This is a genomic window from Micromonospora parastrephiae (assembly GCF_016802865.1).
Lineage (GTDB): Bacteria > Actinomycetota > Actinomycetes > Mycobacteriales > Micromonosporaceae > Micromonospora > Micromonospora parastrephiae.
Genome location: NZ_JAEVHM010000069.1, coordinates 1 through 26,589 on the forward strand (window position 1 = coordinate 1; position 26,589 = coordinate 26,589).

General features: G+C 71.6%; 18 protein-coding genes and 3 pseudogenes. 14 read left to right on the forward strand and 7 right to left on the reverse strand.

Annotation, left to right across the window (positions count from 1 at the left end; translation table 11 throughout):
- Nucleotides 1–256: 256 nt before the first annotated feature.
- A complete protein-coding gene (locus JNW91_RS15865) occupies nucleotides 257–1,438 on the forward strand; it encodes a GGDEF domain-containing phosphodiesterase (protein WP_309244382.1) in 1,182 nt (393 codons plus the stop codon).
- A 20-nt stretch (nucleotides 1,439–1,458) separates the two neighbouring features.
- Here JNW91_RS15865 and JNW91_RS15870 read toward each other — a convergent pair whose 3' ends face one another.
- Nucleotides 1,459–2,478: a LacI family DNA-binding transcriptional regulator gene (locus tag JNW91_RS15870; protein ID WP_203176045.1), complete on the reverse strand. Its 1,020-nt coding sequence runs from the start codon at nucleotides 2,476–2,478 to the stop codon at nucleotides 1,459–1,461.
- Between the two features lie 398 nt (nucleotides 2,479–2,876).
- On the opposite strand from JNW91_RS15870, the gene JNW91_RS15875 reads away from it, so the two are divergent.
- The 5 genes and pseudogenes from JNW91_RS15875 (at nucleotide 2,877) to JNW91_RS15895 (ending at nucleotide 8,864) form a co-directional block, all read left to right on the forward strand.
- Nucleotides 2,877–4,163, forward strand: coding sequence for an ABC transporter substrate-binding protein (locus JNW91_RS15875; RefSeq protein WP_238425078.1), 1,287 nt, complete (start codon nucleotides 2,877–2,879; stop codon nucleotides 4,161–4,163).
- 88 nt (nucleotides 4,164–4,251) lie between these two features.
- Nucleotides 4,252–5,271, forward strand: a complete 1,020-nt coding sequence (locus JNW91_RS15880) for a carbohydrate ABC transporter permease (RefSeq protein ID WP_203176047.1) — start codon at nucleotides 4,252–4,254, stop codon at nucleotides 5,269–5,271.
- A 65-nt stretch (nucleotides 5,272–5,336) separates the two neighbouring features.
- The gene (locus JNW91_RS15885) at nucleotides 5,337–6,179 is read left to right on the forward strand and encodes a carbohydrate ABC transporter permease (RefSeq protein WP_203176084.1); all 843 of its coding nucleotides are present in this window, start codon (nucleotides 5,337–5,339) and stop codon (nucleotides 6,177–6,179) included.
- Nucleotides 6,176–8,618 (forward strand): annotated as a pseudogene (locus JNW91_RS15890) (glycoside hydrolase family 2 protein). Before JNW91_RS15885 ends, JNW91_RS15890 begins: the two are co-directional and overlap by 4 nt.
- 63 nt (nucleotides 8,619–8,681) lie before the next feature.
- Entirely contained in the window at nucleotides 8,682–8,864 is a 183-nt protein-coding gene (locus JNW91_RS15895) for a hypothetical protein (protein WP_203176048.1), read from the forward strand.
- Nucleotides 8,865–8,888: 24 nt separating this feature from the next.
- Here the strand turns inward: JNW91_RS15895 and ilvD are convergent, their stop codons facing one another.
- Complete coding sequence (ilvD, locus tag JNW91_RS15900; RefSeq protein WP_203176049.1) at nucleotides 8,889–10,736, reverse strand: dihydroxy-acid dehydratase; 1,848 nt, start codon at nucleotides 10,734–10,736, stop codon at nucleotides 8,889–8,891.
- A 129-nt stretch (nucleotides 10,737–10,865) separates the two neighbouring features.
- Between ilvD and JNW91_RS15905 the strand changes: the two genes are divergently transcribed.
- The 5 genes from JNW91_RS15905 to serA all read left to right on the forward strand — a co-directional run bounded on the left by JNW91_RS15905 (nucleotide 10,866) and on the right by serA (nucleotide 18,924).
- Nucleotides 10,866–13,220, forward strand: coding sequence for a putative bifunctional diguanylate cyclase/phosphodiesterase (locus JNW91_RS15905; RefSeq protein WP_238425086.1), 2,355 nt, complete (start codon nucleotides 10,866–10,868; stop codon nucleotides 13,218–13,220).
- Nucleotides 13,221–13,406: 186 nt separating this feature from the next.
- Nucleotides 13,407–15,290 (forward strand): acetolactate synthase large subunit, encoded by a 1,884-nt coding sequence (locus JNW91_RS15910; protein WP_203176056.1) that lies wholly within the window; start codon nucleotides 13,407–13,409, stop codon nucleotides 15,288–15,290.
- A gap of 82 nt (nucleotides 15,291–15,372) precedes the next feature.
- Nucleotides 15,373–15,888 carry an acetolactate synthase small subunit gene (gene ilvN, locus JNW91_RS15915; protein WP_203176060.1) on the forward strand — a complete coding sequence of 172 codons (516 nt, stop codon included), beginning with the start codon at nucleotides 15,373–15,375 and terminating at the stop codon, nucleotides 15,886–15,888.
- Nucleotides 15,889–15,945: 57 nt separating this feature from the next.
- Nucleotides 15,946–16,959: a ketol-acid reductoisomerase gene (gene ilvC, locus JNW91_RS15920; RefSeq protein ID WP_203176062.1), complete on the forward strand. Its 1,014-nt coding sequence runs from the start codon at nucleotides 15,946–15,948 to the stop codon at nucleotides 16,957–16,959.
- A 366-nt stretch (nucleotides 16,960–17,325) separates the two neighbouring features.
- The gene (gene serA / locus JNW91_RS15925; protein ID WP_203176064.1) at nucleotides 17,326–18,924 is read left to right on the forward strand and encodes a phosphoglycerate dehydrogenase; all 1,599 of its coding nucleotides are present in this window, start codon (nucleotides 17,326–17,328) and stop codon (nucleotides 18,922–18,924) included.
- A gap of 83 nt (nucleotides 18,925–19,007) precedes the next feature.
- On the opposite strand, the gene JNW91_RS15930 is transcribed toward serA, so the two are convergent.
- Entirely contained in the window at nucleotides 19,008–19,364 is a 357-nt protein-coding gene (locus JNW91_RS15930; protein WP_203176066.1) for a hypothetical protein, read from the reverse strand.
- 383 nt (nucleotides 19,365–19,747) lie between these two features.
- Entirely contained in the window at nucleotides 19,748–20,590 is an 843-nt protein-coding gene (locus JNW91_RS15935) for an FAD:protein FMN transferase (protein ID WP_203176068.1), read from the reverse strand.
- Between the two features lie 223 nt (nucleotides 20,591–20,813).
- Here JNW91_RS15935 and JNW91_RS15940 point away from each other — a divergent pair, with 223 nt between their 5' ends.
- Together JNW91_RS15940 and JNW91_RS15945 are read left to right on the forward strand one after the other, a co-directional pair.
- Complete coding sequence (locus JNW91_RS15940; protein WP_203176077.1) at nucleotides 20,814–21,845, forward strand: 3-isopropylmalate dehydrogenase; 1,032 nt, start codon at nucleotides 20,814–20,816, stop codon at nucleotides 21,843–21,845.
- A gap of 166 nt (nucleotides 21,846–22,011) precedes the next feature.
- A pseudogene (locus JNW91_RS15945) lies at nucleotides 22,012–23,108 on the forward strand (branched-chain amino acid aminotransferase).
- Nucleotides 23,109–23,155: 47 nt separating this feature from the next.
- On the opposite strand, the gene JNW91_RS15950 reads toward JNW91_RS15945, so the two are convergent.
- The 3 genes from JNW91_RS15950 to JNW91_RS33615 form a co-directional block, all read right to left on the reverse strand.
- Nucleotides 23,156–23,902 carry a tyrosine-protein phosphatase gene (locus JNW91_RS15950; protein ID WP_309244383.1) on the reverse strand — a complete coding sequence of 249 codons (747 nt, stop codon included), beginning with the start codon at nucleotides 23,900–23,902 and terminating at the stop codon, nucleotides 23,156–23,158.
- Between the two features lie 55 nt (nucleotides 23,903–23,957).
- Nucleotides 23,958–24,416 carry a PRC-barrel domain containing protein gene (locus JNW91_RS15955; protein WP_203176079.1) on the reverse strand — a complete coding sequence of 153 codons (459 nt, stop codon included), beginning with the start codon at nucleotides 24,414–24,416 and terminating at the stop codon, nucleotides 23,958–23,960.
- A 148-nt stretch (nucleotides 24,417–24,564) separates the two neighbouring features.
- Complete coding sequence (locus tag JNW91_RS33615; protein ID WP_309244384.1) at nucleotides 24,565–24,723, reverse strand: carboxymuconolactone decarboxylase family protein; 159 nt, start codon at nucleotides 24,721–24,723, stop codon at nucleotides 24,565–24,567.
- A 264-nt stretch (nucleotides 24,724–24,987) separates the two neighbouring features.
- Here JNW91_RS33615 and cimA point away from each other — a divergent pair.
- Nucleotides 24,988–26,575: pseudogene (cimA, locus tag JNW91_RS15965) on the forward strand (citramalate synthase).
- Nucleotides 26,576–26,589 lie beyond the last annotated feature (14 nt).

Consider the following 26,589-nt stretch of genomic DNA (forward strand, 5'->3'; position numbering starts at 1 on the left):
GCGCGGTCCGGCACCGCCGAGCGACGCCGTCACGGTGGCCGGGGACGGAGCCGTCTCCGCCCGGTAATCAGCTTCCGGGCGCGTCGACGCGACCGAGCGCTCCGGTGCCGTCGCCTCGAACGGCCTCGACGCGGCCTGGCCGTCGGACGGCGGTGCCGCCTGGTCGACGCTCGACCGGCGATCCGTTCCGGCGGCGGGTGGTGGTGGCCTCGGGGATCGGGCGGCCCTGCTGGACGCCCTCGCCGCGATCGGCGACGTGCCGGCGCCGGCGGCGCGCTGCCTGGTGGTGGACCTGCACGGAGCCGAGGTGCTCGGCCCGTCCGCGCGGGAGGACATGGTGGCCGAGGCGGTCGCCCGGGCACGCGCGGTCGTGGCGTCCGGCGATGTGGTCACCGAGTGCACGGGAGCCGGGTTCGCGGTGGTCACCGCCGCGGGGCCGGTGCTGGCGTACGCGTTGGGCACCCGACTGCTGGCCGCGCTCGCCCCGCCCTATCTGCTCGGCGGGTCGACCGTGCGGGTGCAGGCGAGCATCGGGCTCGCCGAGGTGAGCGGTGCCGGGCCGGCGGACGTGCTCCGTCAGGCCGAGCTGGCCCGCCGACGGGCCGTGCAGCTGGGCCGGGACCGGGTCGAGTGGTACGACGCGTTCCTGGAGGAGCAGCTGGTCCGCCGGCTCGACCTGGAACGCGAGCTGCCCGGTGCGGTGGCGCGCGGCGAGTTGGACCTCGTCTACCAGCCGGTGCTCGACCTGGCCGACCGGCAGCCGGTGGGCGCGGAGGCGCTGCTGCGGTGGCGCAGCCCGGTGCTCGGCACGGTGCTTCCCGCCGAGCTGCTGCCGGTCGCGGAGGACCTGGATCTGGTCGGTGAGTTGGAGTGGTGGGTGCTGGATCGGGCCTGCCGACAGTTGGCCAACTGGTCGGCAGGCGTGCGGGAGTTGTGGATGGCGGTCAACGTCACCACCCGGGAGCTGACCACGCCCGACTTTGTGCAGCGCGCCGCGGCTGTGCTGGCCGCGTACGGGGTGTCGCCGGAGCGGCTGGTGGTCGAGGTGTCCGAGCCGAGGATCGCCGCGGACCTGTCGACCGTGGTGGCCCGGTTGGCCGGGCTGCGGTCGTTGGGCGTCCGCACCGCGCTGGACGACTTCCGGGCCGAGCACGCCTCGCTGGCCCAGCTGCGCCGGCTGCCGATCGACCTGCTCAAGGTGGGCCCGGAGCTGGTGGGCGCGCGGCCGGTCGGGCAGCCGCCGTTGATCGACGTGGTGGTCAACGTCGGTGAGCGGCTGGGGGTGGAGATCGTCGCCGAGGAGTTGGAGGCGGCCACACAGGTCGAGGGGGCGCAGCGGGCCGGCTGCCGGTACGGGCAGGGCTTCGCGCTGGCCCGGCCGGCTACCGCCGAGCGCGTCGAGGCGTACTTCGAGGAGTTTCCGTCGGCGTCCCGCTGAACACCCGACAGTGAACCGGTTCACCTCTCCCGGGGCGGTGCGGTGCTGCCGCGCGGGGTCAGGTGCGGCGTCTCGTCCTGTACCCGGCTGGCGGGCTGTCCGGCGATGACGGCGAGGAGTTGGCGGGCCGCGTGTGCCCCGTACGCGGGGATGTCCCGGCCCAGCGCGGTCAGGGGCGGGTGCACGAGTCGGCAGAGTGGCGAGTCGTCCCAGGCCACGATGGACAGGTCGCCCGGCACGGTGAGCCCCATCTCCTGCGCGACGGACAGCCCCGCGATGGCCATGACGTCGTTGTCGTAGATGACCGCGGTGGGCCGCTGGGCGGAGCTGAGCAGCCGGCGGGTCGCTCGGCCGCCCTCCTCGCCGGTGTAGTCGGACCAGACCGTCACCGCGTCGACCAGGCCGAGTTGTCGGCACACCGCCGTGAAGGCGTCGGTGCGGATCTCGGTGTGCCGCAGGTCGGGCAGGCCGCCGACCCGGGCGATCCGTCGGTGCCCGAGCGCGACCAGGTACTCCACGGCCTCGGTCAGTGCGGCGGCGTCGTCGGACCAGACGCTGGCCAGGTCGCCGGTGCCGCCGGGCCCGCCGATCACCACGGCCGGAAGTTGGAGCTGTTCGAGTGCGGGAATGCGACGGTCGTCGGTGCGCAGGTCGCAGACGAGCACGCCGTCGACCCGGCGCTCGCCCCACCAGCGCCGGTAGACCGCGATCTCGGCGTCCTGGTCGGCCACCACCTGGAGGGTCAGCGCGTACGAACGGGCGGAGAGTTCGGCCTCGACGCCGCTGATGAGCTCCATGAAGAAGGGCTCGATGCCCAGTATGCGGGCGGGCCGGCACAGGGCCAGTCCGACCGCCTCGGCGGTGGCCCCGGAGAGGGCGCGCGCGGCGCTGCTCGGGCTGAAGCCGATCTCCGTGGCGATGGCCAGGATGCGTTGCCGGGTGGCCTCGGAGACACCGGGCTGCCCGTTCAGCGCGTACGACACGGCACCCTTGGACACTCCGGCGCGTCGGGCGACGTCGGCGATGGTCGGCCGCTTCACCGGCGTGCTCCTTCACTCTCCGCCCCGGGCGGGGGTCCTGACTGTCGCGGCCGGTGCCCGGGCCGGTGGGCCGGCGTCCGCGGCCTCAACCTAGCGCAATCGGCACCGGTTGCCGTTGGCCGACCGTCCACGGTCAGGTGGGCGAGCCCGTAGGCCGTGCACTTGCCCGGTTCAGCGTACCGGTGGCTCGGCGCTGTCGGTGTGCCGGCCGGTGCGCGGAGCTGCCAGAGAAAGCGCTCCACCACGCGTTTTCGCGCTGTTTCCCGCAGTTCGGTGTGTCGATCGTAGGCGGATTTGACCGACCGTTGACACTCCCGGAACCGGACCGTACGGTGGCCTCACTTATCCGGTTCAGTCAACGCCTCTCGATGCCGGGAGCGTTTCCACATGCTCGGAGGATGAACATGGAACGGTCCTGGACCCGATGGGCCCGCACGGTCGCCGTGGGGGCGGTCGGCCTGACCCTGGTCGCCGCGTGCAGCGGCAAGAGCGGTCAGGATTCCGGCACCACGGACGGGCGGGTCACCCTGAAGATCAACTTCTGGGGCGACTTCGGCCTCCAGGACCTCAAGACGAAGTACGAGACGGCCAACCCGAACGTCAAGATCCAGCTGAACTCCGGTGAGTACAACGCCCAGCACGAGGACCTGCAGAAGAAGCTCGTCGCCGGCTCCGGCGCACCGGACATCGCCGCCATCGACGAGGGCTTCATGGTGCAGTTCCGCAGCCAGTCCGACAAGTTCGTCAACCTGCTCGACAAGGGCGCCGGCTCGTACGAGAGCAAGTACCTGCCCTGGAAGTGGAAGCAGTCGCTCTCCGCCGACGGCAGGACCCAGATCGGCCTCGGCACCGACACCGGTGGCCTCGCCATGTGCTACCGCACCGACCTGTTCAAGGCCGCCGGTCTGCCCACCGAACGCGACCAGGTCTCCGCTCTCTGGCCCACCTGGGACAAGTTCATCGAGGTCGGCCAGAACTACACCGCCACCAGCAAGAAGAAGTTCATCGACGCGGGCAGCAACCTGTTCAACCCGATCCTCGGCCAGCAGCCGGTCGGCTTCTACAACGACCAGGACCAGCTCCAGATGGAGCAGGGCCCGAAGATCGCGTTCGACTACACGATCAAGGCGATCCAGGGCGGTCTCTCCGCCAACCTGGCCACCTTCCAGGCCGACTGGGACAAGGGCTTCACCAGCGGTTCCTTCGCGGTGCTCGCCTGCCCGGCCTGGATGCTCGGGCACATCAAGGACACCGCGCCCGGCACCCAGGGCAAGTGGGACATCGCGGCGGTGCCCGGTGGCGGCGGCAACTGGGGCGGCTCCTTCCTGACCATCCCCAAGCAGAGCAAGCACGTCGACGAGGCGTACAAGCTGTTGGAGTGGCTGGTCCAGCCCGAGCAGCAGATCGAGATCTTCAAGAAGGTCGGCAACCTGCCGTCACAGCCGGCCCTCTACAGCGACGCGGCCATCGCCGACTTCAAGAACCCGTTCTTCAACAACGCGCCGGTCGGGCAGATCTTCCCGAAGATGGCGCAGGGCCTCACCCCGCAGTACCTGGGCAGGAAGAACGGCCCCACCCGGGTGGCCGTGGAGAACGTGCTGATCCGGGTGCAGAACAAGACCCTCAAGCCGGAGGAAGCCTGGGCGGAGGCGGTCAAGGAGGCCGAGAAGGCCAGCAGGTCCTGAACCTCCGGTGCGGGAGCGGCCCGGCGTCGGGACGCTCCCGCGCCGCTCGGCGTCCGTACCCCTGTCCCCCCGCCCTGGAGTGTCTCCGATGTCCACGACACGCGCCGCCCCCGCGACGTCGACCCGAGCCGACGGCCGGCACGGCCACGGCACCGATCCGGACCACCACCACCGCCGGCTCGGCTGGCGCGACCGGCTGTACCGGTTCGACACGCGGTACATGCCGTACCTGCTCATCGCGCCCTTCTTCCTGATCTTCCTGGTGTTCGGCCTGTTCCCGTTGGTCTTCAACGGCGTCATCGCGCTGCGCACCTACCGGCTGGACGACCCCACCGCGGCCGGCTGGGCGGGCCTGGACAACTTCCGTCAGCTCTTCGGTGACGAGGACTTCTGGAACGCGCTCTACAACACCTTCGGCATCTTCCTGCTCTCCTCGGTGCCGCAACTGCTGCTGGCGCTGATCGTGGCGTCCCTGCTGAACCGCCGTCTGCGGGCGCAGACCTGGTGGCGGGTCGGGGTGCTGCTGCCGTACGTCACCCCGATCGTCGCCTCGACGATGGTGTTCAGCGTCTTCTTCTCCCGCGACTTCGGCATGGCCAACTGGGTGCTCGGCCTGTTCGGCGTCGGCGGCGACGAACCAATCAACTGGCGGGCCGACAAGCTGCACGCCTGGATCGCCATCGCCACCATGGTCAACTGGAAGTGGATCGGCTACAACGCACTGCTGTACCTGGCCGCCATGCAGTCCATTCCGCGTGACGTCTACGAGGCCGCCGCTGTCGACGGCGCCGGGCCCTGGCGTCAGCTCTGGCGGATCACCGTGCCGATGATCCAACCGGTGATCGTGTTCACCGTCATCCTGTCCACCATCGGCGGGTTCCAGCTCTTCGTCGAGCCGATGCTGTTCGACCTCAACGCCCAGGCCGCCACCGGCGGACCGAACGGCGAGTGGCAGACCATCGCCCAACTCATCTACAAGGTCGGATGGAAGGACCTCAACCTCGGCTACGCCGCGGCGATGAGCTGGGCACTCTTCCTGATCATCCTGGTCGTGGCCGGAATCAACACCCTGCTGACCAACCGACTCTCCGGAGGGCGATCCAGGTGAGCGCCGTCGACACCGCACCACCACGCCCGGCGGTCACCGCGACCCGCCGTCGGCGGGCCGCCCTGATGGGCCGCGCGCCGCAGGACACCCCGGCCGGCATCGGAACGTACCTGCTGCTCGCCACCACCATGCTCTTCGCGGCGTTCCCGCTGTACTGGATGTTCGTCATCGCCACCAGCACCGACGAGGCCCTGGCCCAGATCCCACCCGCCGTGATCCCCGGGGACCGGTTCCTGGTCAACCTGGACGAGGTCTTCACCCTCCAGGACGTCTACTTCGCCGCCTCGCTGGTCAACAGCGTCATCGTCTCGACCGTGGTGACCGTCTCGATGCTGTTCTTCTGCTCGCTGGCCGGGTTCGCCTTCGCCAAGCTGCGCTTCGCCGGCAGCCGGTGGCTGATGCTGTTCGTGGTGCTCACCCTCACCGTGCCCAACCAACTCGGCGTCGTCGCGCTCTACATCGTGATGGGCAAGCTGGGTTGGAACGGCACCCTGCTGGCGGTCATCGTGCCCGGCCTGGTCACCGCGTTCGGCGTCTTCTACATGCGGCAGTTCATCCTCAACACCGTCCCGGACGAGCTGATCGAGTCGGCTCGGATGGACGGCGCGACCACCATGCGGGTCTACCGGTCCGTCGTCCTGCCGGCGATCCGGCCGGCCCTCGCGGTGCTCGGCCTGCTGACGTTCGTCGCGACCTGGAACGACTTCCAGTGGCCGCTGATCACCCTGGGCGGCACCGACTTCCCGACGTCGATGGTCGCCATCTCCGACCTGGCCAGCGGCAACTACGTCATCTACCGTCGGGTACTCGCCGGGGCGTTCGTGGCGACGATCCCCCTGCTGGTCATGCTGTTCATCGGTGGACGCCAGATCGTCCGCGGAATCATGGAAGGTGCGGTGAAGTCTTGAGTCGACAGGCACTCCACGACGGCTGGACCCTGCGGGCGACATCCGAGGCGCAGGTGCCGGGCACGATCGCCGGCCGTGCCGTACCGGCGACCGTGCCCGGTTGCGTACACACCGACCTGCTCGACGCCGGGCTGATCCCCGATCCCTACCTCGACGACAACGAGCTGGCGTTGGCCTGGATCGGGCGCACCGACTGGAGCTACCAGACCACCTTCGTGCACCGGGCGGGCGACGCCGAGCGCGTCGACCTGGTCTGCGCCGGCCTGGACACCGTCGCCACCATCAGCGTCAACGGCGTCGAGGTCGGCCGTACCGAGAACATGCACCGTGGCTACCGGTTCGACGTCCGGTCGTTGCTGCGCGACGGCGACAACGACCTGGTCGTCGCGTTCGACTCCGCCTACCGCTACGCCGAGGCGCAGCAGGAGCGGCTCGGTGACCGGCCCAACGCCTATCCGGAGCCGTTCCACTTCGTCCGCAAGATGGCCTGCAACTTCGGCTGGGACTGGGGTCCGACGCTGGTCACCGCCGGCATCTGGCAGGAGATCGGCCTGCACGCCTGGTCCACGGCCCGGCTGGCCACCGTCCGGCCGCTGGTCACCCTCGCCGGCCGCGACGGTCGGGTCGAGCTGCACGTCGAGGTCGAGCGGGTCGCGGACGTCCCGCTGACCGTCCGGGCCGCCGCCGCCGGCGCCACCGCCGAGGTGGTCGTCCCGGCCGGGCAGCGCACGGCCGTGCTGACCCTCGCCGTCCGCGAACCCGCGCTGTGGTGGCCCCGGGGGTACGGCGAGCAGGCGCGCCACCCGCTGGAGGTGACCCTGCACGCGCCGGACGGCGACACCCTGGACGGCTGGTCCCGGCAGATCGGCTTCCGCTCGGTCCGCCTGGACACCACACCCGACGAGCACGGCACTCCGTTCGTGTTGTCGGTCAACGACGTGCCGGTCTTCGTCCGCGGGGTCAACTGGATCCCGGACGACGTGTTCCCCACCCGGATCACCCGGGACCGGCTGGCCGAGCGGTTCGACCAGGCCGCCGAGGCGAACGTCAACCTGCTGCGCGTCTGGGGCGGCGGCCGGTACGAGTCGGAGGACTTCTACGACCTCGCCGACGAACGTGGACTGCTCGTCCAGCAGGACTTCCTCTTCGCCTGCGCCGCCTACCCGGAGGAGGAACCGTTCGGCAGCGAGGTGGCCGCCGAGGCCGCCGAGCAGGTGACGCGGCTGGCACCGCACCCGTCGCTGGTGCTCTGGACCGGCAACAACGAGAACATCTGGGGCTGGCACGACTGGGACTGGCAGGAGCCGCTCGCCGGGCGCACCTGGGGGCGCGGCTACTACCTCGACGTTCTGCCCCGCATCGTCGGCGAGTTGGACCCGACCCGCCCGTACTGGCCGGGCAGCCCCTGGTCGGGCACCGACACGATCCACCCCAACGACCCGGCGCACGGCACCACCCACATCTGGGACGTGTGGAACACCGACGACTACACGAAGTACCGGGAGTACGTGCCGCGCTTCGTCGCCGAGTTCGGCTACCAGGGTCCGCCCACGTACGCCACCCTCCGCCGCGCGCTCAGCGACGAACCCCTGGCCCCCGACTCGCCGGGCATGGCGCACCACCAGAAGGCGGCCGGCGGCGACGCGAAGCTCCAGCGGGGCCTGGACGCGCACCTGCCCACCCCGGCCGACTTCGACGACTGGCACTATCTCACCCAGCTCAACCAGGCCCGGGCCATCCAGCTCGGCGTGGAGCACTTCCGCTCACACCGGGGCGTCTGCGCTGGCACCATCGTCTGGCAGCTCAACGACTGCTGGCCGGTCACGTCCTGGTCGCGTCGACGGCGACGGCCGACGCAAACCCCTGTGGTACGCGCTGCGCCACGCGTACGCCGATCGGCTCCTCACCGTGCAGCCCCGCGACGGCGGACTGGCCCTGGTCGCGGTCAACGACGGCGGCACCGCGTGGCGGGCGTCGGCCTCGGTGACCCGGGGAACCCTCACCGGTGAGCCCCGGGCGAAGACGACGCTGGAGCTGGACGTCCCCGCGTACTCGGCGGTGACGCTGCCACTGCCGGCGGAGCTGGCCCGGCCGGACGAGGCCCGGCGGGAGCTGCTGGTCGCCGAGGCGGGGGACAGCGCGGAGCGGGCGCTCTGGTTCTTCGCCGAGGACCGGGACGTGGACTGGCCGGCGGCGGCGTGGGACGCGACGGTCGAACCGTTCGACGGTGGTCAGCGGGTCCGGGTCACCGCCCGCACGGTGCTGCGTGACCTGACGCTCTTCCCGGACCGCCTCGACGGCTCCGCCACTGTGGACAGGGCCATGGTCACCCTGCTGCCCGGCGAGTCGACGACCTTCACCGTGCGGGCCGACGGGCTGCTGGACGCCGTGGCCCTCACCGCCCGGCCGGTGCTGCGCTGCGTCAACGACATCGACTGACGTCCCATGATCGCGCTCGATCCGTGAAGTAGTGGCCTCCCTCGACAGGGAGCCACTACTTCCATGTTCGAGCACGATCATGCGCCGCTGGTCGATGCGAGAGGGACCGACGATGACTGTCTGCGCCGGCGCGGCCCGTGGTCGGCCCGCTTCAGCGCGGGGCCGGTAGCCCGTGATCGACACGTGAACGCCGATATCGGTGTGTCCGCGTCGACGGGATACCCCGACATCGGCGATCTGGTGTAGATCAAGCGGGCTGGCTGCGGCTGGTTACTCCGGGACGCGGCGGTAGGCGCCGTCGCTGGCCGAGGTGGCCATCGAGGCGTACGCGCGCAGGGCCGCCGACACCGGCCGCTGCCGGTCGATCGGGGTGTACGGCTTGTCGCGCTTCTCCTCGGCCACCCGTCGCGCCTCCAACTCGTCGGCCGGCACGTTCAGCTCGATGGACCGGCCCGGGATGTCGATGACGATCTCGTCGCCCTCGCGGACCAGGGCGATCAGCCCACCGGAGGCGGCCTCGGGGGAGGCGTGGCCGATGGAGAGCCCGGAGGTGCCGCCGGAGAAGCGTCCGTCGGTGAGCAGCGCGCAGGATCGGCCCAGTCCGCGTCCCTTGAGGAACGAGGTGGGATAGAGCATCTCCTGCATACCGGGGCCACCCTTCGGCCCCTCGTACCGGATCACCACGACGTCGCCCGCGACGATCTCCTTGGCGAGGATCGCGGTCACGGCGTCGTCCTGCGACTCGTAGACCTTCGCCGGCCCGCGGAAGGTCAGGCACTCCTCCGGGACGCCGGCGGTCTTCACGACGCAGCCCTCCGGGGCCAGGTTGCCGTGCAGGATGGCCAGGCCGCCGTCGGCGGAGTACGCGTGGTCGCGGTCGCGGATGCAGCCGCCGGCCGCGTCGGTGTCCAGCGACGACCAGCGGTTGGTGGTGGAGAACGGCTCGGTGGTGCGCACCCCGCCGGGCGCCGCGTGGAACAACTCGACCGCGGTCGGGGTGGGTGAGCCGCCGCGCACGTCCCAGTCGGTCAGCCACTGGGCCAGCGAGGGCGAGTGCACGGCGTGCACGTCCCGGTTGAGCTGCCCGGCCCGGTCCAGTTCCCCGAGGATCGCCGGGATCCCGCCGGCCCGGTGCACGTCCTCCATGTGGTACATCGGCGAGTTCGGCGCGACCTTGGCCAGGCAGGGCACCCGCCGGGAGATCGCGTCGATGTCGGCGACGCCGAAGTCCAGTTCCGCCTCGCGGGCGGCGGCGAGCAGGTGCAGCACCGTGTTGGTGGAACCGCCCATCGCCACGTCGAGGGCGACGGCGTTCTCGAAGGCGGCCTTGGAGGCGACCGCGCGGGGCAGCACCGAGTCGTCGTCGCCGTCGTACCAGCGCTTGGCGATCTCCACGACGGTGCGGCCGGCCTCGACGAAGAGCGACCTGCGCGCGGCGTGGGTGGCCAGCGTCGAGCCGTTGCCGGGCAGCGCCAGGCCGATGGCCTCGGTGAGGCAGTTCATCGAGTTGGCGGTGAACATGCCGGAGCAGGAGCCGCAGGTCGGGCAGGCGGAGCGTTCGATCTCGCCGAGCTGCTCGTCGGTGACCGCCTCGTTCGAGGAGGCGATCATCGCGTCGATCAGGTCGATCTTGCTGTGCACGACGCCTTCGATCGCCATCGTCTTGCCGGCCTCCATCGGGCCACCGGAGACGAAGACGGTCGGGATGTTGAGCCGCAGCGCGGCCAGCAGCATCCCCGGGGTGATCTTGTCGCAGTTGGAGATGCAGACCAGGGCGTCCGCACAGTGCGCGTTGACCATGTACTCCACGGCGTCGGCGATCAGCTCGCGGCTGGGCAGCGAGTAGAGCATCCCGCCGTGGCCCATCGCGATGCCGTCGTCGACGGCGATGGTGTTGAACTCCCGACCCACGCCGCCGGCCTCGGCGACGGCGTCGGCGACCAGGCCACCCATGTCCTTGAGGTGTACGTGACCGGGGACGAACTGGGTGAAACTGTTGGCGATGGCGACGATCGGCTTGCCGAAATCGTCGTCGGTCATCCCGGTGGCCCGCCAGAGGGCCCGGGCGCCGGCCATCGTCCGACCGTGCGTGGAGGTCTTCGACCGCAGCTCAGGCATGTCTATCAGCATGACACCGCCGCGGCGTCCACCATCGGGTGTGGGGCCCGTGTCCCAACAGATGCACACCTGGTCCCCCACGGCGAGCGCTCATCCGGCACTCTGGAGGACGTGCATCTCCCCCCGGGCATGGTCGCGGTCGCGGCGCTGAGCGGGCTCGTCGCCGCCGCGGCCGTCGTCCTGCTGGCCGTGGTGGCCCGGTGCCGCAGCGGGCCGCGTCGGCCGGCGCACCTGCTCCTCGCGGTGGCGGCCGGGAGTTCTCTGCTCAGCCTCGTGGTCGGCGTGGTGGCGGCGCTCGCCGCGAACGAGCACTGGGCCCACGAGCAGGGGCAGCGCACCGGCTGGGCCACCGTGGCGGCGGTCGGCACCGCGGTGAGCGGGCTGACGTTCGCGGCCGGTCTGCTCCGGCTGCCCGGGGTGGCCGCCACCGCCGCGGGGACCGCCCGGCTCGCCCTGGACGGCCTGACCATGGCGGCCGCGCTGTGGTTCGTCGGCTGGGTGCTCTTCTCCGAGCCCAGCCGGCTCCTCGGCGCCGCCACCCCGATGGCCTGCCCGGCGATCCTGCTCGCCACGGTGAGCGCCGCGCTCGCCGCCGGGCTCGCCTTGATCATCTTCTTCCGGGCCGCCGCCCCGCGTCGGCGGCTGGCCGCGCTCGGCGCCGGCATCAGCGCGGTGAGCTGCGGCGGTCTGGGCCTGAGCGCGGGGCTCTGCCAGGCCGGGCCGGTGGTGGCGCTGACCGGCGGGGTGGTGCTCGCCGCCGGCCTGCTGAGCGTCGCGCTCGCCGTGTACCGGGCCGACCGGCCGGGGCAGGTCGAGCTGGACCTGATCGGTCGCGACGGCGGGTACGCGCTCGCCCCGATGCTGGCGATGGCCGCCTCGGCGATGTACCACCTCATCCAGGACGGCCGGTTCACGGCGGCGGGCATCGTGGCCGGCAGCGTGGAGGGTTTCGCCCTGGTGGCCCGGCAGTACCTCACCCTCAAGGACGTTCGGGACTACGCCGGCCGGCTGGCCGAGCGGGAGGCGCACTTCCGCGAGCTGGCGCACACCGATCCGCTGACCTCGTTGGCCAACCGGCGCGGGCTGCTGCGCGCGCTGCACGACAGCGCGGCGGCGGGCACTCCGTGCGTCCTGCTCGGTCTGGATCTGGACGGCTTCAAGCACGTCAACGACATGCGCGGCCACGACGTGGGCGACGCCGTGCTGGCCGAGGTGGGCCGCCGGCTGCGCGGCAACCTGCGCCCCGGCGACGTGGCGGCCCGGCTCGGTGGCGACGAGTTCGCCGTACTCATGCAGGGCCGGCCGGCCGACGCGGACCGGGTCGCCGAGCGGCTGCTCGGGGTGGTCAACCGGCCGTACGACCAGCCGGAGGGGCCGGTCTTCCTGTCGGTGAGCATCGGGGTGGCCGGTTGGGCCGGCGAGCCGGACGTGGAGCTGCTGCTGCGCCACGCCGACCTGGCACTGCGGTACGCCAAGCAGCGCGGCAAGAACCGGATCGAACGCTACGACGCCACCTACGACCAACTGCTGCGCCGGCGGACGACGCTGGAGCACGAGCTGCGCGGCGCGATCGACCGCGACGAGCTGCGGCTGGCGTTCCAGCCGGTGGCCTCGCTGCCGTCGGTGCGCCCGGTCGGGGCCGAGGCGCTGCTCCGCTGGCACCATCCCGAGCTGGGCAACGTCCGCCCGGACGAGTTCATCCCGCTGGCCGAGGAGTGCGGGATGATCTCCACGCTCGGCGCGTGGGTGCTGCACCAGGCCTGCTACCAGCTCTCCCGTTGGCTGGCCGACGGGCACGACGTCTGGGTGTCGGTGAACGTCTCCCCACGCGAGCTGCACGCACCGGAGTACGTGGTGCAGGTCGCCGAGGCGCTGCGCGCCCACCACGTACCGCCGCAGCGGCTGGTACTGGAGGTCACCGAGCACGCCGTCGCGACCGACCTGGACGAGCTGATCCGACGGCTGACCGCGTTGCGGCTGACCGGCGTACGGATCGCGTTGGACGACTTCGGCGCCGGCTACTCGTCGCTGGGGCAGCTGCGTCGCCTGCCGATCGACATCCTGAAGATCGACCACAGCCTGGTCGCCGAGCACGAGCCGGTCCGCCCGGTGGGCCAGGACGGCCCGGCGTTCGCGCCGATGGTCGACATCGTGATGCGGCTGGGCCACCAGTTGGGGCTGGAGGTGATCGCCGAGGGGGTGACCACGCCGACCGAGTTGGCCGCGGTGGTGGCCGCCGGTTGCCGGTTCGGTCAGGGCGCGCTCTTCGGCTGGGGTGTGCCGGCGGAGCACCTGGAGGCGATGCTGGAGGCGGCGACGTCGCCGGGTGCGCGTCCCGCCGCGCTGCCCACGCAACGCCGGGCCCCGGGCGGGTCCGGGCAGGTCAAACCGGCTGGTGATGGCGCGTCGCAGGCCGACGCGCCGCCCTCCGTTAACCAACATGTGGGATCAGTTGACTCATCGCGTGAGATGCGTCAGGCTTAGCCGCATGTCGTCGTACCGGTCGCTGCGAGTACTTACTGAGCGCACTCTCCCTCATCGAGAGTGCGCTGGCCCCGTGCATCTGCACGAGGGCCGTTTTTATTGCCGTCGGAACCTGTCGCGACGGGCCCCGCCCGAGTCGCATCGCTGAACAAGCCCCAGCCGCTCCAGCCGAAGGCCAGAACCGCCATGACGAGACCCACGCCCGAGACCCTCGCCCACACCGCCCGGCGGGCCCGCGCGGCCGCCGAGCCGGCGAGCGACGTCGACCCCGCCACCACGCGCGCCGCGGCCAGCCCGGCCACCCCGGCGGTACGCCCCACAGCTCCGGCCCAGGTGTCCGGCGCCGGCTCGCTCGTGCGGTCCCTTGAGGCGCTCGGCGTCGACGTCGTCTTCGGCATCCCGGGTGGCGCGATCCTGCCGGCGTACGACCCGCTCTACGACTCCACCGTCCGGCACATCCTGGTCCGGCACGAGCAGGGCGCCGGGCATGCGGCGACCGGGTACGCGCAGGCCACCGGCAAGGTCGGCGTCTGCATCGCCACCTCCGGGCCGGGCGCGACCAACCTGGTCACGCCGATCGCCGACGCGTACATGGACTCGGTGGCGATGGTGGCGATCACCGGCCAGGTGGCCCGCCCGTCGATCGGCACCGACGCCTTCCAGGAGGCGGACATCCAGGGCATCACCCTGCCGATCACGAAGCACAACTTCCTGGTGCAGAGCGCCGAGGAGATCCCGCAGGTGCTGGCCGAGGCGTTCCACCTGGCCAGCACCGGGCGGCCCGGGCCGGTGCTGGTCGACATCCCCAAGGACGTGCTCCAGGCGTCGACGACCTTCGCCTGGCCGCCCACCCTGGACCTGCCCGGCTACCGGCCCACCCTGCACCCGCACGGCAAGCAGATCCGGGAGGCGGCCCGGCTGATGGCCGCCGCCCGCCGGCCGGTGCTCTACGTCGGTGGCGGGGTGCTCAAGGCCGGCGCCACCGACGGGCTGCGCCAGCTGGCCGAGCTGACCGGCATTCCGGTGGTCACCACCCTGATGGCGCTCGGGGCGTTCCCCGACTCGCACGCGCAGCACCTGGGGATGCCGGGCATGCACGGCACCGTCGCCGCCGTGTACGGGCTGCAGAAGGCGGATCTGATCGTCGCCCTGGGCGCGCGGTTCGACGACCGGGTCACCGGCAAGCTGGATTCGTTCGCCCCGGACGCTTCGGTGGTGCACGCCGACATCGACCCGGCGGAGATCGGCAAGAACCGGCACGCGGACGTGCCGATCGTGGGCGACGCCAAGCACGTCATCGACGAGCTGATCGCCGCCGTGACGGTCGAGCGGTCGACGGGGCGCGGCGCCGACCTGGGGGACTGGTGGACCCAGCTGAACGACCTGCGGGACCGCTACCCGCTGGGCTACGACGAGCCGGCCGACGGCACTCTCTCCCCGCAGTACGTGATCAAGCGGCTGGGCGAGATCGTCGGGCCGGACGCGATCTTCGTGGCCGGTGTGGGTCAGCACCAGATGTGGGCGTCGCAGTTCATCTCCTACGAGAAGCCGTACACCTGGTTGAATTCCGGCGGGCTCGGCACGATGGGCTACGCGGTGCCGGCGGCGATGGGCGCCAAGGTCGGCAAGCCGGACACGGTGGTGTGGGCGGTCGACGGTGACGGCTGCTTCCAAATGACGAACCAGGAGTTGGCCACCTGCGCGCTGGAGGGCATCCCGGTCAAGATCGCCGTGATCAACAACGGCAATCTCGGCATGGTCCGGCAGTGGCAGACGCTGTTCTACAACGAGCGGTACTCCAACACCGAGCTGGGCACCCACAAGCACCGCATCCCCGACTTCGTCAAGCTCGCCGAGGCGTTGGGGTGCGTGGGGCTGCGCTGCGAGAACGCCGACGACGTGGACAAGACCATCGCCGCCGCCATGGAGATCAACGACGCCCCCGTGGTGATCGACTTCGTGGTCGGCAAGGACGCCATGGTCTGGCCGATGGTCGCGGCCGGCACCAGCAACGACGAGATCATGTTCGCCCGCGGCGTCCGCCCGGCCTTCGACGAGGATGACATCTGACCATGAGTGAGCGAAGCGAACGAATCATCAAGCTCAGTGATGCGCATGGCCATGCCATGACCGAGCGAAGCGAGGCCATGGCATGACGATGCACACCCTCTCGGTCCTCGTGGAGAACAAGCCCGGTGTCCTCGCCCGGGTCTCCGGCCTGTTCTCCCGGCGCGGGTTCAACATCGACAGCCTCGCCGTCGGCGAGACGGAGAACCCGGACGTCTCCCGGATCACCATCGTGGTCAACGCGGAGTCGTCCCCCCTGGAACAGGTCACCAAGCAGCTCAACAAGCTGGTCAACGTACTCAAGATCGTTGAGTTGGACCCGCAGGTCTCGGTCGCCCGGGAGTTGCTGCTGGTGAAGGTCCGCGCCGACCGGTCCGCGCGGGCCCAGGTGCTGGAGACGGTCAACCTGTTCCGCGCCCGGGTGGTCGACGTCGCACCTGAAACGCTGACCATCGAGGCCACCGGCACCCCTGACAAGCTCGACGCGCTGCTGCGCGACCTCGAGCCCTTCGGCATCAAGGAAATGGTCCAGTCCGGGCTGGTGGCGATCGGGCGCGGCTCGCGTTCGATCACCGCCGGTCCCGCGCTGCGGGCCGCCTGACCCATCCGCACAGACCACGACGGGCCACCGAGGCCGTCGTACGAAAGGGAAGTTCTCATGAGCGTTGAGGTGTACTACGACGACGATGCCGACCTCGGCCTGATCCAGGCCAAGAAGGTCGCGGTGATCGGCTACGGCAGCCAGGGGCACGCCCACGCGCTGTCGCTGCGCGACTCCGGCGTCGACGTGGTGATCGGTCTGCCGGAGGGCTCGAAGAGCCGTCCCAAGGCCGAGGAGCAGGGCCTGCGGGTCGTCACGCCGGCGCAGGCCGCCGCCGAGGCCGATGTGATCATGGTGCTCGCACCGGACACCGCCCAGCGCGCCCTGTACACCGAGTCGATCGCCCCGAACCTGGCTCCCGGCAAGGCGATCTTCTTCGGCCACGGCTTCAACATCCGCTACGGCCTCATCAAGCCGCCGGCCGAGGTGGACGTGGCGATGGTCGCGCCGAAGGGCCCCGGCCACCTGGTCCGCCGCCAGTACTCCGACGGCAAGGGCGTGCCCTGCCTGGTCGCCGTCGAGCAGGACGCCAGCGGCAACGCCCTCGCCCTGGCCCTGGCGTACGCCAAGGGGATCGGCGGCACCCGTGCCGGCGCGATCAGGACCACCTTCACCGAGGAGACCGAGACCGACCTCTTCGGCGAGCAGGCGGTGCTCTGCGGCGGTGCCGCGGCGCTGGTGCAGACCGGTTTCGAGGTGCTCACCGAGGCGGGCTACGCCCCCGAGGTGGCCTACTTCGAGTGCCTGCACGAGCTGAAGCTGATCGTCGACCTGATGTACGAGGGCGGCATCGCGAAGATGCGCTACAGCATCTCCGACACCGCCGAGTACGGCGACCTCTCCCGCGGCCACCGCATCATCGACTCCCGGGTCAAGGACGAGATGCGCAAGATCCTGGGTGAGATCCAGTCCGGCGAGTTCGCCCGTGAGTGGGTCGCCGAGGACGAGGCCGGCCGGCCCAACTTCACCAAGTGGCAGGCCGAGGGTGCGGCGCACCCGATCGAGGAGACCGGCAAGAAGCTGCGCGGCATGATGAGCTGGGTGGACCGCCCGATCACCGAGACCGCCTGACCGTCCGGCTCGACCGGACGACGTGTTTCGGACGCCCGGCCGGCGCTCTCCCCACGCGCCTCCCGGGGCCGTCCGGCATCTGCCGTCCCCCGGTGCCCACGTCGTGGGACCGGGTGACCAACGCCTCGCGCGGCGCCGTGCCGACCGGAGCGACCGTGTCGGCGAGGTGAACGGGTGATGTCCGTGGCCCGACCCGGCGTGTGAGGGCACTCACCCCAGTGACCGGAACACGCGACCAGCGAGCCCCTACGATCGCGGGTAGGTGCGCAGAGCCGGCACCTGACGGCCACGGCACGGACCAGCGCAGGGCGCAGTGCGGCGCCTTGCCGCCCGAGCCGATCGCAAACACGACGTCTACGAGGACCGATGAATCCTGTCGTACTGATCGCCGAAGAACTCGCCCCCGCCGCCATCGAGGTGCTCGCCCACGACTTCGACGTCCGTCACGTCGACGGCACCGACCGTCCGGCCCTGCTCTCGGCGCTCTCCGAGGCTGACGCCGTCATCGTGCGCAGCGCGACCCAGATCGACGCCGAGGCGATCGCCGCCGCGCCGCGACTCAAGGTGGTCGCCCGTGCGGGCGTCGGGCTGGACAACGTCGAGGTGCCGGCCGCCACCACCCGGGGCGTCATGGTCGTCAACGCACCCACCTCGAACATCGTCTCCGCCGCCGAGCAGGCCGTCGCGCTGCTGCTCGCCGTGGCCCGCAACACCGCGAGCGCCAGCGCCGCGCTCAAGGCGGGGGAGTGGAAGCGGTCGAAGTACACAGGCGTCGAGCTGCAGGGCAAGACCGTCGGCGTGGTCGGGCTCGGCCGCATCGGCGTGCTCTTCGCGTCCCGCATCGCCGCGTTCGGCACCCGGCTCATCGCGTACGACCCGTACATCCAGCCGGCGCGGGCGGCACAGCTCGGCGTCCGCCTGGTCGGGCTGGAGGAGCTGCTGCGGGAGAGCGACTTCATCTCGATCCACCTGCCGAAGACGCCCGAGACGGTGGGCCTGATCGGTGAGAAGGAACTGGCGATCGTCAAGCCGGGCGTCCGCATCGTCAACGCCGCCCGTGGTGGCCTCGTCGACGAGCAGGCGCTCGCCGACGCCATCGCCGAGGGGCGGGTCGCCGGCGCGGGCGTGGACGTGTACAGCAAGGAGCCCTGCACGTCCTCACCGCTGTTCGCCTTCGACAACGTGGTGGCCACCCCGCACCTGGGTGCCTCCACGCACGAGGCGCAGGACAAGGCGGGCCTGGCGGTGGCCAGGAGCGTGAAGCTGGCGTTGCAGGGCGAGTTCGTTCCGGACGCGGTCAACGTGCAGGCCGGCGGCGTGGTCGCCGAGGACGTGCGGCCGCTGCTGCCGTTGGCCGAGAAGCTCGGCCGGGCGTTCAACGCGGTCGCCGGCGGCGTCGCCGCCAGCGTCACGGTCGAGGTCCGTGGCGAGATCGTCGCGCACGACGTGTCGGTGCTCAAGCTCGCCGCGACGAAGGGCCTGTTCAGCTCCGTGGTCGAGGAGCAGGTCACCTACGTCAACGCGCCGCACCTGGCCGCCGAGCGTGGCGTCGAGGTCACCCTGGCCAGCCTCGCCGAGACGGCGGAGCAGCCCACCCTGGTCACCGTGCGCGGCGCGCTGCCGGACGGCCGGACGGTCAGCGTCTCCGGCACGGTCACCCACTCGGGTGCCCGCGACGTGCTCAAGCTGACCGAGGTGGACGGCTTCGACGTGGAGATCGGCGCGGAGGGCATCCTGCTCTTCCTGCGCTACGTCGACCGCCCGGGCGTCGTCGGCACCGTCGGCACCCTGCTCGGCGAGTCGGGCATCAACATCGCCGCCATGCAGGTGGCCCGGCGCGAGGCCGGCGGCGAGACGCTGATGACGCTCACCGTCGACCAGGCGCTCGGCGCCGACCTGCTCACCTCGGCGGCCGAGTCGATCGGCGCGACGGCGGCCAGCGCGGCGGACCTGCGCGACGAGTAGTCACGGCAGCACCACGGGGGGCCCGGCGATTCGCTGGGCCCCTTCGTCGTACCCGGGGTGGGGTGTCCCGCCGCCCGGGTCGGTCAGCCGGGCATCCGGGCCGGGGGCGGGTAGACCGACCCGTCCTGCGGGTCGAAGAGCATCAGCCCGTGTTCGCCGGCCAGCCGTTCGATGTCCAGCAGCACCTGGTCCGGGCAGGTCGGATGCAGGTTCAGCTCGACGTGGTCGTGGGCGGCGTGCAGTGGCGCCACCGCCCACGGGCTGTCCGGGCGGGGGTGCCGGTCCGGATAGGAGGCGGTGATCGCCCGGTAGAAGGCGACAACTCGCGCGTCCGGGTAACGGTCCACGTGCCGCCCCTGCCGGCAACCCTCGACCGCTGCCCGCACGTCCTCGGGCGTCGCCCCGTCCTCCAGGGCCCACACACTCAGATCGAAACTCACGGCGGACAGCGTGCCATCCGTCGTTCACCATGTCGAAACTGCCTCGCCGCAGGCCAATCGCCGATCTCCCACACTCCGTCCGGGACGGTCCGCTGTGGAGACTCTTGCGTCGAGTTGCGTCGATTCGCTAGCGTACGACTGCGGTCACTGGCCGAGTTCGCGGCGTCGGCCCGTCTTCGGGTGGCGCGGTCGACGTCCGGCCCGACCGGTCCGCACCCCTCGATTGTGCGAGCCACGCGCACTCGTCGCTGACCGGCCCCCACGGCCGTTGCCGAGGCTGTGGGGGCCGATCGCAGGCCCGACCGGCCGACCGACGGGCGGCCGAGGTGCGAATCGGGCCGGAGCGCCGCGGGGAGACGACGCTCGGTGTGGCGACGTTCCGCTCAGCGCCGGTGGGCGAAGAGCGCACGGTAGTCGGAGCTTCCCCGGAACCACGCCAGGCCGGTGGCGCCGGCGGCGTACAGCGCCGTGGCGTAGGCGTCGGCGACCGTCAGGTCGGGGCCGACGACGGTGGCGGCGACGAGGTGGTCGGCCGGCTCGCCGGTGTGCGGGTCCACCACGTGCCCCTGCCGCCCGGTCACCCCGGAGGTGCCGACCGCGCCGGCGGTCATCTCCAGCACCAGCGGCGCGCGCTCGGGCGCGGTCGGGTGATGTACGGCCACTCGCCATGGCCCGCCGTGCGGCGCGTGACCGCGGACCACCAGGTCGGCGCCGGTGAGCACGGCGTAGTCGTGGACGCCCGCGGCGCGGAGCCGCTCGGCGGCGCGTTCCACGGCCCAGCCGCCGAGCAGGCCACCCGGATCGAAGCCACCCGGCACCGCCCAGGCGTCGAACCATCCGTCGGTGGCGGCGCGCATCGCCGCGCAGCGGTCCACCAGGTCCGCCAGCGGGGGGTACGAGTCGGGGCTGATCTCACCTCGGCGCAACCGGGAGACCAGGCTGTCCGGCCGGTTCGGGCCGTAGGTGAGGTCGATGGCGCGCAGCTCGGCGACGCTGTCCCGTAGAGCCTCGCCGACACCCCGGTGACCGAGCCACTCGGGGGCGTTCAGGATCAGGGTGTACTCGGCGGTGCCGGTGCGTACGGTGTGCCGCACCGCGATCCGGCCCTGGGCGGCGCCGGCCGGGTCGATCCGGTGCCGTCGGCCGCCGAGCCGGAAATCCGGACGACGGTTGCGGAACGCTGACGGGTCCGGCCAGCGGGTCCGCGGCTGCTCGTCGATGCGCATCGCATCTGCCCCCTCGCAGTTGGCGCCGCGCCGTCGCGACGCCGATCGCGGGCCCCCGTGACCCGCAGACCCTCACCCTAGGCAGCGGAGATGATCGGCCGGTGAATCTGCGCTGAGAGGGTGCTGTGGATCCGCGCGTCCCAGAGTTTGGAACATTCGTACCGGGAGGCGGGACGGGGACGTACCGTTGCCGAACGGGCAGTCGAAACGTAGGGAGTCGGGCGTGGCGCGGATCGCGGTGGTGGCCGGGGACGGCATCGGGCCTGAGGTTGTCGCGCAGGCCCGCAAGGTCCTCGACGCGGTGCTGCCCGGCGTGCAGGCCACCGAGTACGACCTCGGCGCCGCCCGCTGGCACCGTACCGGAGAGGTCCTGCCCGACTCGGTCCTGGCCGAGTTGGCGGGGCACGACGCGATCCTGCTCGGCGCGGTCGGTGACCCGACGGTTCCGCCGGGCGTGCTGGAGCGCGGGCTGCTGCTCAAGCTCCGGTTCGCCTTCGACCAGTACGTCAACCTGCGCCCGTCCCGGCTCTGGCCCGGCGTCGCCGGGCCGCTCGGCAACGTCAAGCCGGGCGAGGTCGACCTGGTGGTGGTCCGCGAGGGCACCGAGGGTCTCTACGCCGGCGCCGGTGGCTCGCTGCACCGCGACACCCCCGCCGAGGTCGCCACCGAGGAGAGCCTCAACACCCGGCACGGCGTCGAGCGGGTGATCCGTGACGCGTTCGCCCGAGCCGGTCGCCGGGAACAACGCAAGGTCACGCTCGTGCACAAGACGAACGTGCTCACCCACGCCGGGTCGCTGTGGGCGCGTACCTTCGACGCGGTCGCCGCCGAGCACCCGGACGTCGCCACCGAGTACCAGCACGTCGACGCGGCCGCGATGTTCCTGGTCACCCAGCCGCAGCGCTACGACGTGGTGGTCACCGACAACCTCTTCGGCGACATCCTCACCGACATCGCCGCCGCCGTCACCGGCGGTATCGGGCTGGCCGCCAGCGGCTGCATCAACCCCGAGGGGGCGTACCCGTCGATGTTCGAGCCGGTGCACGGCTCCGCGCCGGACATCGCCGGTCAGGGCGTCGCCGACCCGGTCGCCGCGGTGCTCTCCGCCGCGCTGCTGCTGGAGCAACTCGGGCACGCCGAGGCCGCTGCCCGGGTCAACGCGGCGGTCGCCGCCGAGCTGGCCGGCCGGGCCCCGGGCGTAGCACTGCGGACCGCAGAGGTCGGCGACCGGCTCGCGGCCCACGCCGTAGCCTGACTTCCGGCCCGGCCCGACCAACGGGCGAGCCGGCATCCGCCTGTCCGGGCACTCCGCCCCGCCCCGAGCGGCGCTACCCGCTGAACGACCGTTCGGGGTAAGTTTCTGGCACAGCCATGTCGGTGTGCGATCCCGCATGCCGTTGTCCCGCAGGGAGGTCAGCGCGATGAGCGGTGGTGACAAGCTCGACTTCGAGATCCGTCCGAATCCCGCGCCGGTATCCGCCGCCGACCGGGCCGCCCTGCTGGCCAACCCCGGGTTCGGTCGGGTGTTCACCGACCACATGGTCACCGTCCGGTACGCCGACGGCAAGGGCTGGTACGACGCCCGGGTGGAGGCGCGGGGGCCGATCCCGATGGACCCGGCCAGCGCGGTCCTGCACTACGCGCAGGAGATCTTCGAAGGGCTGAAGGCGTACCGGACCGCCGACGGTGGCGTGACCATGTTCCGGCCGGACGCCAACGCCGCCCGGTTCGTCACGTCGGCGCAGCGGATGGCGATGCCGACGCTGCCGCCCGAGGTCTTCGTCGACTCGCTGCACAAACTCATCGAGATCGACCAGGAGTGGATCCCGACCGGCGAGGACGGCAGCCTCTACCTGCGGCCGTTCATGTTCGGCAGCGAGGTCTTCCTCGGCGTCCGCCCGGCCAACGAATACCTGTACATGGTGATCGCCTCGCCGGTCGGCGCGTACTTCACCGGCGGGATCAAGCCGGTCACCGTCTGGGTCTCCCCGGACTACACCCGGGCGGCGCCCGGCGGCACCGGCGCGCCAAGTGCGGCGGCAACTACGCGGCGTCCCTGGCAGCTCAGGCCGAAGCCATCGAGGCCGGCTGCGACCAGGTCGTCTTCCTGGACGCGGTGGAGCGCCGCTTCGTCGACGAGTTGGGCGGCATGAACGTCTTCTTCGTCTACGACGACGACTCGGTGGTCACCCCGCCGCTGACCGGCACGATCCTGCCGGGCATCACCCGCGATGCGATCATGACGCTCGCCGGGAAGGCCGGGCACCGGGTCGAGGAGCGGCCGGTCTCCTTCGCCGACTGGCAGGCCGACGCGGCCAGCGGCCGGCTCCGCGAGGTCTTCGCCTGCGGCACCGCCGCGGTGATCACCCCGATCGGCGGGGTTCGTTTCCCCGACGGCGAGTTCCTCATCGGCGGCGGCGAGTCGGGCCGGGTCACCATGTCCCTGCGCCAGCAGCTGGTCGACATCCAGCGGGGCAAGGCCGCCGACCCGCACGGCTGGGTGCACCGGGTCCTCTGACGTCCACCGCAGACCGGCCCGTCCGCCCGGACGGGCGGCGCGGCGGACTAGACCTCGTCGAGCAGGTGCTCGCGCAGGGCCGCGAGCTGCGCGTCGGTCACCCCGGCGTGACGCAGGTACCCCTCGATCGAGCCGTGCCCCGCGCGCAGCTCATCCAGGAAAATCTGCATCGCCTCGGCGGGTGAGGCCAGGAACGGCGCCGGCACGTCCACCCCGTCCGGCATGGTCTCGGCCAACCAGGCACTGAACCGGGCCGACGCCTCGGTGCTCAGCGCGTAGTCCGCGACGATGTCGGCGTCGTCGACGCCCAGCACGGCGAGGGTCAGCGCGCACACGATGCCGGTGCGGTCCTTGCCCGCCACGCAGTGCACCACCACCGGGGCGTTCGTGGAGTCCGCGATCAGCCCGACCGCCTCGGCCAGCCCGGCGGTGCCGGTCTGAGCCAGGTCGGCGTAACGGTCCGCGAGGTAGCGGGCGAGGCTCGCGTCCTCCTCGTGCGGCGTCTCGGCCCAGTCCGCGTGCTCCGGGTGGATGTGCTGGTAGACCAGCCCCGGGTACGCCGGCACCCGACCGTCGCGTTCCACCTCGCTCGGGCGGCGCAGGTCGATGACGGTACGGACGCCGATCGCCGCGAACGCGTCGCGGTCCTGCTCGTCGAGGCGGTGCAGGGAGTCGGAGCGGTAGAGGCGGCCCCGGCGCACGGTGCGGCCGTCGTGGCCGACGTAGCCACCGACGTCGCGGAAGTTGAAGGTCGCGGGCAGCGGGATGTGACGGTTCTCGTCGAGGGCGTCCACGCTGACACGGTACGGCCGGCGGGGGCTTCGCCCCACCGGCCGTCGAGTCCGATCGTCATCGCGCCGTTCCGGGCGGGAGCGCGCCGTACGTCTCGTCGTAGTAGCCGCCCAGCTGGTCCCGGTACGCCGGATCACTGTGGCTGGTCTCGTCGTACTCCGGGGCGGCCTTGATCTGGTCGCGGGTCCGGTCGACGGAGACGGTGCGCTGGTCGTGGTCGACCTGGTTGACCGTGCCGGCCGGCAGCATCACCTTCTTGCCGAAAATCCATGGGCCGGTGTCCACCACCAGGTAGCTGCCGTCCACCTCGTGGCTGGCACTGTCGATCTTGCCGATTCCACCGTCGGTTGCCTCGACCTTGTAGCCGACCAGGTCGGCGTCGGCCACCCCGGCCTGGTCCCGGTAGCGCCAGGGGTCGAAGGCGCCGGCCGGCGCGCCGCCGGGCACGGTGCCCTGGTCGCCGCCGCGCAGCGGGTCCGGCCCGGCGTGGGCGGCGTGCGGGTCGATCCTGTCCATGCCGTTCACTCCTGACTGTCGCCGATCGCCTCGGCGGCGGTGGGTGCGGTGCGTCCGTCCCCGCAGGAGCTACCCGGCCGTCGGGGGCCGGAAACGGCGACGGGCCGAGACCGCGGGTGCGGCATCGGCCCGTCGGGGCGTACCTGGCTCAGGCCAGTGCGGACTCGGCGTCCAGCGTGACCGCGGCGGCGTGCACCACAGCGGAGATCCGCAGCGCCTCGTGCACCTGCTCGCGGGTGAAGCCGCTGCCGCGCAGCGCCTTCACGTGCGACTCCGGGCAGACCCCGCAGCCGGTGACCGCCGGCACGCCGTAGGCGTTTTCCGCCGGTGGGTGGCTTGGTGAACGGTGAAGTCGACCACGAGCGACGAGCCGTCCTGTCTGGCCACGCTGCGTCATCATCCCGCGATGTGGATAAGTGCTCCCAAAAACTGGGGAGGGGTGGCAGAGTAGCCGTCGTGACCAGCACCGCCCTGATTATTGCGACCTAGCGCGCCGGCTCTCCCCTCCGCCGAGCGCGCAGACCTCCCGCATCCGCGGGAGGTCTTTTTGTTGCTCCGAGAAAGGATCCTGATGACGTTCCAGGTCTACGACACGACGTTGCGCGACGGCGCCCAGCGCGAGGGGCTCACCTACTCGGTGGTCGACAAGCTGGCCGTGGCCCGGCTGCTCGACGAGTTCGGCGTCGGCTTCATCGAGGGCGGCTGGCCGGGAGCGGTGCCCAAGGACACCGAGTTCTTCCGCCGGGCGCGCACCGAGCTGACCCTGCGGCACGCCGTACTCGTCGCCTTCGGCGCCACCCGCAAAGCCGGCGTCGCGGTCGCCGACGACCCCCAGGTGCGCGGTCTCCTGGACGCGCAGACCCCGGCGATCGCCCTGGTCGCCAAGGCCGACATCCGGCACGTCGAGCGCGCGCTGCGCACCACCGGCGCCGAGAACCTGGCGATGATCCACGACACCGTCACCCACCTCGTCGGTGAGGGACGTCGGGTCTTCGTCGACGGCGAACACTTCTTCGACGGCTACCGGCACGACCCGGCGTACGGCGCAGCCGTGGTGCAGACCGCGCTCGCCGCCGGCGCCGAACGCATGGTGCTCTGCGACACCAACGGCGGCATGCTGCCGTCCCAGGTGACCGCGGCGATCCTCGACCTGACCAACCGGCTCGGGGTCGACGCCGGGCTGTTCGGGATGCACGCGCAGAACGACACCGCCTGCGCGGTGGCCAACACGATCGCCGCGGTGGAGGCGGGTGTCCGGCACGTCCAGGGCACCGCCAACGGGTACGGCGAACGCCCCGGCAACGCCGACATCTTCGCCGTCGTCGCCAACCTCCAACTCAAGCTGGGCATGCCCGTCCTACCCGACGGCTGCCTGGCGCAGATGGTGCGGGTCTCGCACGCCATCGCCGAGATCGCCAACATCGCCCCCGACACCCACCAGGCGTACGCCGGGGCCGCCGCCTTCGCCCACAAGGCGGGGCTGCACGCGAGCGCGATCAAGGTCGACCCGTTGCTCTACAACCACGTGGACCCGTCGGTGGTGGGCAACGACATGCGGATTCTGGTGACCGAGATGGCCGGCCGGGCCAGCGTCGAACTCAAAAGTCGTGAGCTCGGCCTGGACCTGGCCGGCCGTCCGGAGGCGCTGACCCGGGTCACCAAGCGGGTCAAGGAACTGGAGGCCGGCGGCTGGTCCTTCGAAGCCGCCGACGCCTCGTTCGAGCTGCTCGTCCGGTCCGAGCTGCCAGAAGGCGGCCCGGCCCGACCGTTCACCCTGGAGTCGTACCGGGTGCTCGTGGAACACCGCGAGGACGGGGCCGTGGTCTCCGAGGCGACCGTGAAGATCCGCGTACGCGGCGAACGCGTCATCGCCACCGCCGAGGGCAACGGCCCGGTCAACGCCCTGGACGAGGCGCTGCGGGTCGGGCTGGCCCGGCACTACCCGCAACTGCGCGACTTCGAGCTGGCCGACTACAAGGTGCGCATCCTGGAGGGCAGCCACGGCACGGGTGCGGTCACCCGGGTTCTCCTGGAGACCGCCGACAGCGACGGCCGCGACTGGACCACCGTGGGCGCTCCACCCCAACGTGGTGGAGGCGAGCTGGCACGCCCTGGTAGACGCCCCTCACCTACCGGCCTGGCCCCCACCCCGCGTCTAACCCCCACCCACCCC

What these genes read in the sequence shown, in the direction of transcription:
- serA (WP_203176064.1), top strand. Translation starts at nt 17,326, where the DNA reads ATGAATCCTGTCGTACTGATCGCCGAAGAACTCGCCCCCGCCGCCATC.
- JNW91_RS15955 (WP_203176079.1), bottom strand. Translation starts at nt 24,416, where the DNA reads ATGGACAGGATCGACCCGCACGCCGCCCACGCCGGGCCGGACCCGCTG.
- ilvC (WP_203176062.1), top strand. Translation starts at nt 15,946, where the DNA reads ATGAGCGTTGAGGTGTACTACGACGACGATGCCGACCTCGGCCTGATC.
- JNW91_RS15875 (WP_238425078.1), top strand. Translation starts at nt 2,877, where the DNA reads ATGAACATGGAACGGTCCTGGACCCGATGGGCCCGCACGGTCGCCGTG.
- JNW91_RS15885 (WP_203176084.1), top strand. Translation starts at nt 5,337, where the DNA reads ATGGGCCGCGCGCCGCAGGACACCCCGGCCGGCATCGGAACGTACCTG.
- JNW91_RS15880 (WP_203176047.1), top strand. Translation starts at nt 4,252, where the DNA reads ATGTCCACGACACGCGCCGCCCCCGCGACGTCGACCCGAGCCGACGGC.
- JNW91_RS15905 (WP_238425086.1), top strand. Translation starts at nt 10,866, where the DNA reads ATGGTCGCGGTCGCGGCGCTGAGCGGGCTCGTCGCCGCCGCGGCCGTC.
- JNW91_RS15895 (WP_203176048.1), top strand. Translation starts at nt 8,682, where the DNA reads ATGTTCGAGCACGATCATGCGCCGCTGGTCGATGCGAGAGGGACCGAC.
- ilvN (WP_203176060.1), top strand. Translation starts at nt 15,373, where the DNA reads ATGACGATGCACACCCTCTCGGTCCTCGTGGAGAACAAGCCCGGTGTC.
- JNW91_RS15935 (WP_203176068.1), bottom strand. Translation starts at nt 20,590, where the DNA reads ATGCGCATCGACGAGCAGCCGCGGACCCGCTGGCCGGACCCGTCAGCG.
- ilvD (WP_203176049.1), bottom strand. Translation starts at nt 10,736, where the DNA reads ATGCCTGAGCTGCGGTCGAAGACCTCCACGCACGGTCGGACGATGGCC.
- JNW91_RS15910 (WP_203176056.1), top strand. Translation starts at nt 13,407, where the DNA reads ATGACGAGACCCACGCCCGAGACCCTCGCCCACACCGCCCGGCGGGCC.